12 protein-coding genes are annotated in these 13333 nt (G+C 51.0%); 8 read left to right on the top strand and 4 right to left on the bottom strand.

What is annotated here, in order from left to right; all coding sequences use genetic code 11:
* Positions 1–133: 133 nt before the first annotated feature.
* Positions 134–736 carry a peroxiredoxin gene (locus DWB84_RS04115; protein WP_187408467.1) on the bottom strand — a complete coding sequence of 201 codons (603 nt, stop codon included), beginning with the start codon at positions 734–736 and terminating at the stop codon, positions 134–136.
* Positions 737–1096: 360 nt separating this feature from the next.
* Between DWB84_RS04115 and DWB84_RS04110 the strand changes: the two genes are divergently transcribed.
* Positions 1097–1291, top strand: a complete 195-nt coding sequence (locus DWB84_RS04110) for a (2Fe-2S)-binding protein (protein WP_187408466.1) — start codon at positions 1097–1099, stop codon at positions 1289–1291.
* 120 nt (positions 1292–1411) lie between these two features.
* A complete protein-coding gene (bfr, locus tag DWB84_RS04105) occupies positions 1412–1885 on the top strand; it encodes a bacterioferritin (protein WP_187408465.1) in 474 nt (157 codons plus the stop codon).
* 22 nt (positions 1886–1907) lie between these two features.
* Here bfr and DWB84_RS04100 read toward each other — a convergent pair whose 3' ends face one another.
* Together DWB84_RS04100 and pdsR are read right to left on the bottom strand one after the other, a co-directional pair.
* Positions 1908–3896, bottom strand: a complete 1989-nt coding sequence (locus tag DWB84_RS04100; RefSeq protein WP_187408464.1) for an ATP-binding protein — start codon at positions 3894–3896, stop codon at positions 1908–1910.
* Positions 3897–4586, bottom strand: coding sequence for a proteobacterial dedicated sortase system response regulator (gene pdsR / locus DWB84_RS04095; RefSeq protein ID WP_187408938.1), 690 nt, complete (start codon positions 4584–4586; stop codon positions 3897–3899).
* Positions 4587–4732: 146 nt separating this feature from the next.
* Between pdsR and glk the strand changes: the two genes are divergently transcribed.
* Complete coding sequence (gene glk / locus DWB84_RS04090) at positions 4733–5719, top strand: glucokinase (RefSeq protein ID WP_255428815.1); 987 nt, start codon at positions 4733–4735, stop codon at positions 5717–5719.
* Positions 5720–5959: 240 nt separating this feature from the next.
* Entirely contained in the window at positions 5960–6283 is a 324-nt protein-coding gene (locus tag DWB84_RS04085) for a hypothetical protein (RefSeq protein ID WP_187408463.1), read from the top strand.
* 40 nt (positions 6284–6323) lie between these two features.
* Here the strand turns inward: DWB84_RS04085 and DWB84_RS04080 are convergent, their stop codons facing one another.
* On the bottom strand, positions 6324–7196 hold the full coding sequence (locus DWB84_RS04080; protein WP_187408462.1) for a class I SAM-dependent methyltransferase: 873 nt from the start codon (positions 7194–7196) through the stop codon (positions 6324–6326).
* A gap of 644 nt (positions 7197–7840) precedes the next feature.
* Here DWB84_RS04080 and DWB84_RS04075 point away from each other — a divergent pair.
* The 4 genes from DWB84_RS04075 (at position 7841) to DWB84_RS04060 (ending at position 13332) form a co-directional block, all read left to right on the top strand.
* Positions 7841–9445 (top strand): glucan biosynthesis protein, encoded by a 1605-nt coding sequence (locus DWB84_RS04075; RefSeq protein WP_187408461.1) that lies wholly within the window; start codon positions 7841–7843, stop codon positions 9443–9445.
* On the top strand, positions 9417–11393 hold the full coding sequence (gene mdoH / locus DWB84_RS04070) for a glucans biosynthesis glucosyltransferase MdoH (RefSeq protein WP_187408460.1): 1977 nt from the start codon (positions 9417–9419) through the stop codon (positions 11391–11393). Before DWB84_RS04075 ends, mdoH begins: the two co-directional genes overlap by 29 nt.
* 151 nt (positions 11394–11544) lie before the next feature.
* Complete coding sequence (locus DWB84_RS04065; RefSeq protein ID WP_222868000.1) at positions 11545–12108, top strand: TetR/AcrR family transcriptional regulator; 564 nt, start codon at positions 11545–11547, stop codon at positions 12106–12108.
* Positions 12109–12162: 54 nt separating this feature from the next.
* Positions 12163–13332, top strand: a complete 1170-nt coding sequence (locus DWB84_RS04060; RefSeq protein ID WP_187408458.1) for an efflux RND transporter periplasmic adaptor subunit — start codon at positions 12163–12165, stop codon at positions 13330–13332.
* Position 13333: the final 1 nt, after the last annotated feature.

Here is a 13333-nt window from a genome sequence, read left to right as displayed (position 1 = left end):
AACCCGGCTCACCTTACACCATCAACCAATAGGTTGCATCTACAACACAATAACGGCACTTGCCTGCGCAAATAGCCCAAACAAAAACGGCCGGAAAACCGGCCGTTTTTTTGTAATCGCGCGCAAGTGCTGATTACAGTTTGGAAGCGTTCTCTTTCAGATAAGCAGCAACACCTTCTGGAGATGCAGTCATACCCTTGTCGCCTTCTTTCCAACCAGCTGGGCAAACTTCGCCGTGTTCTTGGTGGAATTTCAGAGCGTCGACCATACGCAACATTTCATCAACGTTACGGCCGAGAGGCAGATCGTTTACAACCTGGTGACGAACTACACCTTCTTCGTCGATCAGGAATGAACCGCGGAAAGCTACGCCGCCAGCAGATTCAACGTCGTAAGCCTTGGCGATGGCGTGAGTGATGTCTGCAACCAGAGGGTATTTAACAGCGCCGATACCACCTTGGTCGATTGGAGTGTTGCGCCACGCGTTGTGAGTGAAGTGAGAGTCGATAGAAACACCGATTACCTCAACGCCACGCTTCTTGAACTCGTCATAGCGGTGGTCGAAAGCCAGCAGCTCAGATGGGCACACGAAGGTGAAGTCCAGTGGGTAGAAGAACACAACCGCTTTTTTGCCTTTGGTTGCTTTGCTGAAGCTGAAATCGTCAACGATTTCGCCATTGCCCAAAACAGCCGGAGCGGTGAAATCGGGAGCGGGTTTGCCAACTAGAACGCCCATAAATGATCTCCTAATAGATTTAGTGGTATGGAGTGAATGAACAACCAGTATTGCGGCGCCTTTTCTTATTTCAACCCCTGAAACCCCTGCGCAGCGGAATCTCGCGTTGAAATGGTTTCGGGATATCCATGAACAAGGCATGTCGATTGACGACGGGATACTACACTGCCCGCCCTAAGTCTCCGATTGTTTTTTTATATCAGCCTCATTGGTGTTTTAAATTCACCTCCACTCTGATCACAAAATGAACGGAAATGGCTCACCAGCCAAGTGAGACCCAACTTCCAGAATATGAATATCTAATTGACAACCATTCTCATTCCCACTAACTTTAATTCATTGCAAATACGGTGGTTATTTATGTACGTATGTCTTTGTAAAGGGGTCACTGACAGCCAAATCCGCACAGCGGCAGAAAATGGTGCTTCAGTACGTGAAATCCGCGATCAATTAGGCGTTATGACCGAATGTGGCAAATGCGCCTGCCTCACCAAAGACATTGTTCGCTCCTGCCAAGAATCATCATCTGCTGGGGTATTTTGGGTAATGGCGTAAGCTGTAAAGCTTATCCCCTTCCCTCCTTCAGCAAAATAAGGCTGTTATAAGCAGCGTTTGACAGCATCTGCGTTCGTCGCCAAACTTCCCCGTTACGCCCAAAAACACGGGGATCCGATTATGAAAGGCGACGCCAAAGTCATAGAACACCTCAACAAAATCCTCGCCAACGAATTGATTGCCATTAACCAGTATTTTTTGCATGCGCGCATGTACAAAAACTGGGGACTCAAAGAGCTGGCAGATCACGAGTACCACGAGTCCATCGATGAGATGAAGCACGCCGACAAGCTGGTGGAGCGTATTTTGTTTTTGGATGGCATCCCCAACTTGCAAAACCTCGGCAAGCTGTTGATCGGGGAAAACGTCAAAGAAATGTTGCAGTGCGACCTGACGCTTGAACTAAAAGCGATTCCAGACCTGCGCGAAGCCATCGCCTATTGTGAATCGGTCAGAGATTACGGCTCGCGCGAAATCCTGGAGAGCATCCTCACCTCCGAGGAAGAGCATGTGGACTGGTTGGAAACCCAGTTGAGCTTGATCGACAAGGTTACTCTGGAAAATTATCTCCAGTCGAAAATGGGCAGCTCGTGATCCCACTCTACCAGCCGTTGGCTCAGGCCAACGGCAACACCACCTCAAATACCACCTTCTGCTCTTCTGCAAGATTGAACGCGCGGACTTTGCCTTTGTGAAAGCGGACAATCATCTTAACCACGTGCAGGCCCAATCCCAGATGTTGACCGTCTCCGGCCCGGGATGAGGTCAGCGAATCGAAAATCCGGTCCTGCAGTGATTCCGGCAAGGGAGGTCCGGTGTTGATTACTCGCAAACATAGTTCGTTGGCGTGGCGGCTCAGGTGCAGCTCAATAAGGCCGTGATCCCCCGTAAAGTCCGCCGCGTTTTCAACCAGTTTGTCGCATAACTGCGCGATCAACTCCGGGGCCACGCGGATGCGCATAGGTCTCTCACCCACAACGACATATGAAATGTTGCGGGGTGCATAAACACTGCTATAGCTGGCGGCGAGATGCTCTAGCAATTCCGCCAGATCCACTTCTTCAAATTCACTATGCTGAAGGGTTTGTTCAAGGCGCGCCGCGGCGCTCATGGCATTGAGCAATTTGGACAGACGGGAAGCTCCTTCGCTGGCGCGCTCGATATAAACCCGCTGCTCTCCGCTGTCATTGATTTGCTCGAGGTTATCGAGAGAACTCCGCACTATGGCCAAGGGCGTGCGCAACTCATGCGACAGTTTGCTGGCCAAGCTTTCCAGATATTCGTTGTACTCGCGCAAGCGTTGCAGGAGCGCGGCAAAGCTTCTGGCTAAATCGCCTATCTCGTCAGAGCTGCGCCCGCTGGGCAGGTTGCCGCGAATTCGTCCGTCACTGTCGACCGCTTGCTGGGCGGCGCGGCTGAGCCGGCGGATCCGCCAGGACAACACACTCGCATAAGCCAAAAGCGCCGCGCCGCTCAAGACCATAGCAACGGTTGTATACCACAACAGTCGCCCCATAGCGCCAGAGGTAAGAGCTTCCAGGGAGTCCATAGTCTGCTCTGCTACCAGCCATAGTCGGGGTGAGTCCTGTTTTCCCAACAACTCCAACGGCAAGGCAACCCGTCCTAGGAGCGAATCCGACCAGATATACCAGGCTGTTTCATTCAGGGACGCTGTGCTCGATATGCCATTCAAGCGGCCATTAATTTCCTGATCCGGCAAGCGGGGAAAATCGGGTTGGCCCAGGATGCGGCGCAATAGCCAATGGGAAAAGCTTGCTCGTTCTTGGATTTGGTGGCGAAACAGCACTTCGCCTGAACGGCCTAGCAACCATCCATCTTCCGCAACCAATGACAACCGTATTCCTGGGCGTGCAAAGATGGACAGAGCCTCATCGTAAATCCGCTCATTTTGCACCAGTGCATGTAGTTCACGAGACTCAAGTGAAGATGCGGAAGCGCCATCGTGCGCGTCAATACTGATGCCCTGCTGCGCCCAGGACAGCGGCAAGCGCACTTCAATGGCGTAAGACGACACCTGCTCATTCCACACCCCCACAGCCCTGTGTTCCCGTTGCCACACTCCCTCCCCCAAATGCCGTTCCACCGATAAAACACCGGGTGCCGCCGAGAAAAAACGCAATGCGTCTTGACCGCTTAAGCCGATCACCACGTGATCAGCCGATGTGTGCGATAGTGAGGGATCAAAAAACTGGCGGTCGGAATCCGCAACCTGGATATAGCCGAAGAGTTGCTCATCGCGTGCACCCCAGGCGGTTTTGATCTGCGGCGAAAGGCTCTGCCAAGGGATTCCTGAATTGCGCCACTCATCATCGTATCCGTCCAGCACCACCGGACTTTGCTGCAAATGGGCGTAGATGACATTGTCCGATCCATGTTGAGCCAGACTTTCAACGCTGTTTGCCAGCGCGACTGTTAACTGGGGATCGGTGAGAATGCGGGCTGACACCGCCTGAACCGTTGCCGTCAGCGCTGCCTCCTGCCCTTGGCGCAAACTGGCTTCCATTTCCTTAACGTATTCACATCCCGCCCAAGGCAAAGCCAGTGTGAGAGAGGCAACCAGCAATAATTGGCGGCGCAGAGCCATTTAGATCACCCAGCGATAGCCCATGCCATAGGCGGTCTGGATCTGATCAAAGCCGTCATCCAGCGTTTTGAATTTGCGCCTGATGCGTTTGATATGCGAGGTAATGGTGTTGTCGTCGAGCACGACGTTGGCTGCGTCCATCAACTGCTGACGATTTTTTACGTGCCCCGGATGCAAAGCCAGCGAATGAACGATCCAGAACTCTGTGACCGTCAGATCAACCGGCTGATCGCGCCACAGCACGGCCATACGTTCGATATTGATGGTGAGTAAACCGCGCTGGAGAACCTGTTCGACAGTCGCAGGTTTGCGCAGAGCATCTACCCGGCGAAACAGCGCGGTTATGCGCGCCATCAAATGTGCCTGTCCTATGTCCTTGCTCAGGTAATCATCGGCGCCGAGACGCAAGCCTGACACCACGTCGAAATCGTCATCGCGTGCGGTGAGGAAAATAATGGGCAGTTCCGGCGCGCGGCTGCGCAAATCGCGGCACAGGTCGAAACCACCTTCGGGTTCGTCGCCGAGGCCGACGTCAATGATCGCCAGATCCGGCAAGCGAACGGCAAATTGTTCCATGGCCTCGGCCCGGCTGCGGTAATGGGAAACTTTGTACCCCTGACGCCGCAGCGCATCACAATAGTTCTGCGCAATGGCCAGTTCATCTTCCACGATTACGATATGACGCGCCATGATCTCGCCCTGTAGAACAAAAATCGCCATGCTACGCCAGCGATCCATTCGCGCCAACCTTAAACCAAGCACAAGCGCACCAGAGAGCAAGCCTTGACCCTCATCGGGCGCTTTACTAGAGTGACCGGTCTTTTCTCCAACCCTTTATGAGAACCCTCAGGATGTATCCCTATATAGTCGCTGATATCGGTGGAACCAACGCGCGCTTCGCCCTGATCACCGGGAAAACCCAAAACAACTTTATCATCGAGCATATCCACGTACTGCAAGGCCGCGAATATCCCACCTGCTCTGCGGCGCTGCACACCTATATCGAAAAGCTGGGTGGTATAAAACCAAAATCCGCTTGTTTGGCGATTGCCGGTCCGGTCGTTAGCGATACCGTTCGCATGACTAACCTCAGCTGGGAATTCTCCTGCATTGCCATGGCAAAAGAATTTGGATTCGAACACTTTGTGGCCATGAATGACTTTGCTGCCGTCGCTGCAGCGTGCAGTCAATTGAGCGATGACCACTTGGTCACCGTCAAACCCGGCGTAGAAGAGACAGCTGCAACAAAGGCCGTATTTGGTCCAGGTACCGGATTGGGAGTTGCAGGTTTGGTCAACCACAAAGGCGCTTGGCTGCCCGTTCCCTGCGAAGGTGGCCACGTCAACATAGCGCCTGCATCAGAATTTGAAGCTGACGTTATCAAGGCCGCAATCGCTTCCCACGGCCACGTCTCCGCAGAAATGTTTATTTCCGGACCTGGATTGGTCAATCTGTACAAAGCGATTGCAGCTGTCCGCGGCACAACTGCTGAAGAAGTAACCCCTGCTGACATCACCGAAAAAGCACTTGCCAATTCAAGCAGCATTTTTGGTGAAACGCTTTCCACCTTCTGCAGCTTTGCTGGTTCATTCGCAGGCAACCTCGCCCTCACCTACGGTGCCAAAGGCGGTATTTACATAGCGGGCGGCATATTGCCGCGCTTTACCGACTTTTTACTGGCCAGCCAGTTTAGCGAGCGATTCGCCAACAAAGGCGTTATGAGTCACTACGTTGAAACCATTCCAGCCAAATTGATTGTGCATCCGGAAACGGCATTTGTGGGTGCAGCGGCGTGGCTGGAACAACAAATTAATCAGCGATAAAACTCTTCATACCGAATCAGGGGGAGATCCCCCTGATTTTCACCTCCACTTTCAACTCTCTCCTTTTGCTCGCCACGTCGGTTTGATTTACATCTTTCTTTTATTCTTCGCAAACAATTTTATAAAGCCTTGACGCCAAAGATTTTTTCCAAAATGGCAATATTTCTGCTTATGAAGTCGTAAACATTGCGGGCCTAAGCATCGTTTTGTTTTCAGGTAACAAAGCCATCAGGGAGATATATGAAAAAAATCATCACAATAATAGGTATCGCGCTGGCACTTGTCTGTGCAGCACCTAGTTATAGTGCGGAAATCGAAGATGAACCAGCAAAGCATGAAGTGAACAGAGCGGTGGAACTTGAGACCAAAACAACTCAAAGCCAAAGAGATGCTGTAGCTTTAGCCAAAAAGAAAAAAGCTCAGGAAAAAGCGGCACAAAAAGCCAAACGCAATAAACCCCACTCGGTTCCGGAAATTGACAGCTCTTACGCCGCTCTTGCGATCTCACTGTTGTTTGGCACTATTGCCATACGGCGAGAAAGATATCGCAAAAATAAAACTTAAAAAATCCCGGCATTTGCCGGGATTTTTTATTTAGGTCGCATCAATTCGGTTTGCGAAACAGCAATGTCATGCGATTACTTTCACCGATGGATTTATAGTGCTCAGCCAATTTCGGATCTGCATTGCTCGCGGAAAGTGAAGGTGGCAAGCGCCAAACACTTTCTTCATCGGTCGGTTGATCTTTAGGATTTTGATTTACTTCCGACTCGCCAACAAATTCGAAGCCGGCATCCTCAAACACTTTCTTCACATATGAGCGCTTCAGGTACCCATTATTACCATCAGCCCAGGTATCGCTCTTGTCTTCACGCGCTTCATGCTGAACAACCCCTACCAAGCCGCCTGGCTTGAGAAGTTGATATGTCCGCGCCAGCGAACTGGTTAAAAATTGTCCTTTTGCTTCCACTCTCGCCATGCCGTGCAACGCACGGATAAAAAGCACCATATCAACGGTGCCGTTCAATGATTGTGGCGCCTGATCAAGTGCGTAGGCTTCTACAGCTGCTCCCGCCGAATTCCATTGCTGGGCACTTGCCGTCCACTCGCCCGGCCACTGTTTGCGCTTGGCGATAAATTCTTCGTTAGCAAATGGAAAGTTGGCCCAGATGGTGGATGGGTAGTCCACTCCAATCAGCTTGCCGTTTTCTCCCAGATAAGGCAGCAGAATCTTGGAGTACCAGCCGTCTCCCGGCAGCAGTTCTACAACCGTCATTCCTGGTGCAATACCGAAAAACTGCAAGGTTTCATATGGGTGGCGGGCAGAATAACGAGCTTTGAGACTGTCATCCTGAGAAGCTAAAACCTCGCGCAATTTGGCGTCGTCGACGCCATTGACCGGGGCTTGTTGAGTCTGAGGACTGTGTGCACAAGCCGCCAGCAAACAGGCAGCGAAGGAGACAAAAATGGATTTCATAAGGCTAAGGTTTCCTTGATTCATAGTTTTTAGGATTATCTCCGAGGTCAACTAACCTGCGCTCGCAAACACCTCTAAGGCAAAACGCAGCGGCATCGGACCTGCGAACAGAAGATAAGTTTTACCACAATGCGGATTTTAGTTCCCTAGCCTTTTGCAGAAGTTGTTTGCTTCACCAATTGTAAAAAAAATTGCCTTTTTGGATTTTCAACAAGTTTTTCCATGTTAGACTCAGCGCCCGTTATATAAAGCTCATAATTTCATTCCTTCTCTGTACTATCGAACCTATATCGAACGATGTGTAACCAGAGAAACTTGCCTCTCCATTTGGTTTGGCTTTCCGACAACCGATTGATTTTCACTCAACGCTCTATTACTGCGGCGAACACTTTCACGCAGTGGAAGTTCGTTTTAGCTGATGGACAAAAGTTGGCCAATAAATTGCCTTGGCCATTCAAGCCAATGCATGAACAGACGTTTAGCTGAAGAAAAAGATTTGGTGCTGTTATGAATCCCACTCAGTGAGGTTCAGCAATATGTTTCGGACAGCCGCGCTTTTCTCCATTCATTGGTTGAACAGAAAATGTTCACACGATCTTTATTTGTTCATAAGGTTTTATTAAAAAAGCAGGAGTCTAGTGTTAATGCTTCAAAGGATCTTGCAATTTTTGCCAGCTCTTCTTTGCAGTTGGGCAATTTCCACCGCCGTTATTGCACAGGAAGAATCGCCTACGCAGGAGCAACCACCTATCGCGCAGGAAAAACCGCCACTATCGGCAGAAGCCCTGCTCGAAACAATGGCCACAAGAGCCAAAACATTGGCTTCGCAAGCTTACCAAGCACCCAAAAAAGATTTGCCGCCTGTTCTCGCGGGATTGAATTACGATCAGTATCGGCGTATCAACTTTCACCCCGATGCAGCTTTGTGGCGCAACGAAACCCTGTTTGAAATTCAGTTTTTTTACCCCGGTTTTTTATATCGCGAACCTGTAGCAATTCGCGCGCTCACACTGGATGGAACTAATACGCCTATTCCATTTGATCCGGACTTTTTTGTTTACCACGGTGATCCCGTGCAAATACCACCGGACGCTATTAGTCGAATCGGCTACGCCGGTCTGCGCGTTCATTACCCATTAAATACGCCGAAATACAAAGACGAATTTTTGGTCTTTCAAGGCGCATCTTATTTTCGCCTGGTTGGACCGGGACAGCTATATGGAATTTCCGCGCGCGGACTTGCCATTAATACCGCGGAATCTTCGGGCGAAGAATTTCCTTCCTTTCGTGAATTCTGGCTGGTCAAGCCGGCAGCCGATGCATCGCGCATGTGGATCATTGCCTTGCTGGACAGCCCTTCTCTGGCAGGCGCTTACAGTTTCGAACTTATTCCAGGAGCACCGACTTCCATCAACGTCGAAGCGCGTTTATTTCCGCGCGCGGACATTAAAAAACTGGGTATTGCACCTTTAACCAGCATGTTTTTTTACGGCGAAAATCGCACTCGTTTCATCGATGATTTTCGCCCCGAAGTTCACGACTCCGACGGTCTTTTAATGCAAACAGGAGCGGGAGAATGGATCTGGCGGCCGCTTTCCAATCCCTATGAATTACGCGTGACATCGCTGCAGGATCGCAGCCCGCGCGGTTTTGGTCTGCTGCAACGAGATAGAGATTTTTTGAGTTACCACGACACCGAGGCGAAATACGAACTGCGGCCGAGCTTGTGGATTGAACCCGACGGTGATTGGGGTGAGGGTCGTTTGGAGTTGGTGGAGATTCCCACCGAGAGTGAAACCAACGACAACATCGTAAGTTACTGGGTGCCAGCCCTGCCCGTCAAAGCCGGGACCGATTGGCGCTTCCGCTACAAACTCACAACGTTTAATGAACGCCTCCCCCAACACGACAAAGCTCATGTAGAACGCACACGTATCGGATGGGCAGCTCTTCCCGGCCAGAGTAGCCCGCCCCCTCGTAGCAAGCGTCTATTCATGGTCGATTTTAACGGCGGCCCTTTGGACAATTTGCCGCCCAACATCGAAATCAACGCCGATCTGCAGATCAACAACGGCAGCGCGGAAGACGTTTTGGTTACTCGTCTTCCGGATGGCAATACTTGGCGCGTTTCTTTCAAGCTGACTCCGAATAATGCAACTCCGGTCGACATGCGTCTCTTTTTGGCTCTACGCGATCAACGTTTAAGTGAGGTGTGGAATTATGTCTGGTCTCCATCCGAAATCCGCTGAGATTTCCTCTGGCGGTCGCTTGAGGGCACCCGGCAAGCTGGCGCGCCAACTCGTGTTTTTGCTCTTATGTGTCGGCACTGTTGCAAATGGTGTCTGGTTGATGTTCGACATTTTCAGTTCCAACGGAACCACTCCATTGGAAGCCACCCTTTTATTTTTATTTTCAATTACCTTCACCTGGATTGTGATTGCGTTTTGGAGCGGTGCCATTGGATTTGTTTTGCAACTGCTCCGCTTGGATCCACTCAGTCTTAAGCATCAGTTGCCTAGAGAGACACAGCGCATCACTGAGTTAAAAAGCCGTACGGCGATCGTAATGCCGGTTTACAACGAAGATACCAAACGGATATTGGCAGGATTCGAAGCCAATCTGCGCTCGGTGGCCCACACGGGTCATCTGGATTCGTTCGATTTTTATTTATTGAGTGACACCCAAGATCCCAAATTGATCGAAGCCGAAAGCAGCGGCTGGCAACAATTGATTGCACGCTTAGGCCCATTGGCTTCACACGCGTTTTATCGCAGGCGCGAAAAAAATCTGCACCGCAAAGTGGGCAATTTGGCGGATTTTTGCCAGCGCTGGGGTGCGCATTATGATCATATGATCGTGCTGGATGCAGACAGCATTATGACTGGTGAATGTGTGTTAACCCTGGTCTCTGCAATGGAAGCAAATCCGACCGCCGGGCTGATTCAAACCGTTCCAATTCCTGTCCGCCAGACAACTTTATTCGGGCGTTTTTTACAATTCGCTGCAGCACTAAACAGCCCTATGCTGGCGACCGGCCTCGCTTTCTGGCAGACCGACACCGCCAATTATTGGGGCCATAACGCCATTATTCGTATTGAGGCATTTTTAGAGTCCTGTGGTTTGCCCGCACTGCCGGGCAAAGGGGCTTTTGGCGGTGAAATTCTTAGCCACGATTTTGTTGAAGCTGCTCTGTTGCGCCGTGCGGGCTGGGATGTATTTCTGCTCGCCGATGTTGAAGGAAGTTATGAAGAAGTGCCAAGCAACTTGCTGGATTACGCCACCCGGGATCGCCGCTGGGTACAAGGCAATATCCAACATTTAGCGCTGTTGAATGCCCGGGGCATACGCACATTGAGCCGCGTACATTTCCTCTTCGGCGCGGTTGCTTATATTTCCACTCTCGTCTGGTTGTTAATGTTGGCACTCAGCACAGTCGACGCACTGGTTCGCGCGACGACCAGCAATGTCTTCTTCAGCAGCGGTTATCAGCTGTTTCCGGATTGGCCCATCGCCAAGACCGACCTGATTTTTTCCATGTTGTATATGACGGTCGCCCTGCTTTTGTTGCCCAAATTGATGAGCCTGATCGTAGGACTGTGTTATCGCAGGCACGAATTCGGCGGTGCTTTGCGCTTAATTCTTAGCGCGGTCGCTGAAGTGATATTCGCCATATTGATCGCTCCTCTGATGATGGTGTTTCACTCCTACTTTGTGATTTGCGTGTTCCTCGGCCGCAAAGTGCGCTGGGATGCGCAATCACGCGAGGGGCGAATGATCCCGTGGAAACAGGCCTTGTATCGGACAGCATTTGTCGGCTGTGTCGCTATTGCCTGGGGAGGCGTAACCTATTTTTATGCCCCAGTATTTTTCTGGTGGCTAACCCCAGTGCTGCTCGGTTTGATCCTCGCTGCACCCACTGTGCGTTACTCCAGCAGTATTACCTTGGGCCGCATAACTCGACGCGTGGGGATATTCCTTTGCCCAAGCGAAACGAAACATATCCCGGTATTGGAAGAATTGAACAAGGCTTTAACTGCCGACCTGTCTGCAAACCCAATCAACGCCCAAACAGTCCCAGAACTTCCTCCGGAAATATGGCGGGATATGCCTGTACAAAGTTTTCGCCAATGGCAGCCTACGCCAAAACTACCGCCGCTGCCCAAGCGACAAGGTGTTCTTGCCCAATCACGCCCCTAACCCCAGTTCGCACTGGGGTTACCATTCGTCGGATATTTAGATATTTAAGATACTGGCGATTACCTGTAAAATTTTCGCCCTTTATAATGAATGAACGTTCATTCAGGCGAAATACATGCTCACCGACCCATCTGTTACCGATAAGCGCTTATTGATTTTGCGCGCCGCGCTGCGATTGCTGGCCGGTTGTGGTTTTCACGGTTTTTCGATGAAGCAGCTCGCCGATGAAGCTGGCGTGGCCGCTGGGACTTTGTATCTATACTTCAAGGATCGCGATGCCTTGATCCGCCAGCTCCATCAGGAGATCATTCAGACATTTGCTCAACATGTCCTGGCGGGCCACGATCCTGACAAACCTTTACAGCAGCAATACCGCGATCTTTGCCAAAATGTTTGGCTATTTTGTAAAACCTATCCGGAAATGCTGCTCAGTAAGGGACAATTCGATCATCTTCCCCCGGATGTGTTGCGTGATCATTTCCTGAGCGCCTGGCAGGCCTTTGGTCCCCTGCGCGTGCTGTTCGATAAGTGCCGCGAGCAAGGGATGATCAAACCGCTTCCAGACGAAATATTGGTAACCTTGGGCTTCGAGACATTTATCAATCTCGCCCGTAAATATCATCTCGGATTGGTGTCTGAACAAGACATGGATGTAAACGAAATCATTGAAGCGACCTGGCATGCCATCGCCTTGGATACCAGAAACCGCATCTAAACCCACATGTCTTAACGTGTTATATAACCTTCCGCCCTTATAAAGGAGCCATCCATGCAGTCCTCCCGCACGTCCCGTCATTTAATGCTGGCAAGTTTATTTGCCATTTTTCTGACCGGCTGCCAAAAAGAGCAACAAACTGCCGCAGGCACCCCTCCTCCAGCGGCTGTGACCGTGGTAACGCTTGATACCACAACGGTCAATTTGACTACTGAACTGCCCGGACGCGCCATTGCATTTCGTAAAGCGGAAGTGCGCCCACAAGTTGGCGGAATTCTGCAGAAGCGTTTATTCGAGGAAGGATCAACGGTGGAAGCTGGGCAGCAGCTTTATCAAATCAACGCGGACCGTTATGACGCTACTGTCCAAACAGCCAAAGCCAATTTAGCCAAAGCCAAAGCGAACGCCGCAACCGCGCAGGCGCGCGAAAGACGCTACAAAGATCTGCTGGCGCAAAAAGCGATTAGTCAGCAAATGTATGACGATGCACTCGCCTCCGCTCGCCAATCCGAAGCGGAAGTGGCTGTGGCGGAAGCTGCACTGGTCACCGCGCAAATCGATCTCGAGTACACCAAAGTGCTTGCACCAATTAGTGGCCGTATCGGTAAATCATCGGTCACCGAAGGTGCATTGGTATCGGCGCAGCAAGCCGGCGTTCTCGCCACCATTCATCAACTTGATCCTATTTACGTGGACTTGGCCCAACCAGCCGCGCGCGTGCTTGAGCTGCGCCGTCAAATCATGGCTGGTGAGTTGGCCACAAGAGAAAAGGCTATCGTCAAATTGAAATTGGAAGATGGCACTCCTTACGAGCATGAAGGCGAATTGCAATTTGCAGAAATGAACGTAAACGAATCCACTGGAACCGTAGTTGTTCGCGCACTCTTCCCCAACCCAAATCATTTGTTATTACCCGGAATGTTTGTTCGCGCTGAAATTCAGGAAGGTGTGCGTAAAGACGCGTTGCTGGTTCCGCAACGTGGCATCACGCGTGATCGCGAAGGCAATGCGACTGCAATGGTTGTGAATGCACAAAATGTGGTTGAAGTGCGCCCGCTGACAACTAGTCGCGCGATCGGTGACAGTTGGTTAGTTGAAGGCGGCCTGCAAAAAGGGGATCGAGTGATTGTTGCCGGTCTGCAAAAAGTTGCTCCAGGAGCCACCGTCAACCCGATGGAAGCTTCCGCCGCAAAGGTCAGCCAAGCCACTAATTCCGGAGAATAAG

Origin of the sequence: Saccharophagus sp. K07 (assembly GCF_014336955.1) — a bacterium.
In the GTDB taxonomy this organism is placed as follows: domain Bacteria; phylum Pseudomonadota; class Gammaproteobacteria; order Pseudomonadales; family Cellvibrionaceae; genus UBA5868.
Note: the sequence above shows the minus strand (reverse complement) of the source record. Positions and strands in the feature narration are given on the sequence as shown.